Below are 350 nucleotides of genomic sequence, written 5' to 3'. Positions count from 1 at the left end.
CGCAAAACCAAAACTTTCAGACTGTTTTTAAGCCTTCAGAGACGAAATGCGGTAATGGCGTTCCAGAGAAGATTATGTACACTGTTTTCAAACAAAACATTGGTGCGAGATCAATGAACTCGCTTTCACATTGGAAAACATTTTATATCTGTGTTCAAGCTCACTAAATGCTCACTATTTAAGTTAAATATACTTTTCCATCATAAAGTTAGTTAAGGTTTCTCCCCTAACCTCAACACGTTGTCGAGACTTAACTGTGAAACCCATTTTCTCGTAAAAAGGTCGGGCGGTAATACTCACTTCAGAATACAGTCGTTTTATCCCCTGTACTTTCGCCTGTGAAAAAAGAA

1 pseudogene is annotated in these 350 nt (G+C 37.7%); it reads right to left on the bottom strand.

Going from position 1 to position 350, the window contains the following annotated elements:
- Nucleotides 1–183: 183 nt before the first annotated feature.
- Nucleotides 184–350 (bottom strand): annotated as a pseudogene (locus IQR33_RS33575) (GNAT family N-acetyltransferase); the annotation flags it as partial.

This window comes from Vibrio sp. OPT46 (assembly GCF_015163535.1).
Taxonomy (GTDB): domain Bacteria; phylum Pseudomonadota; class Gammaproteobacteria; order Enterobacterales; family Vibrionaceae; genus Vibrio; species Vibrio alginolyticus.
This window is presented reverse-complemented; position numbering and strand designations above follow the sequence as displayed.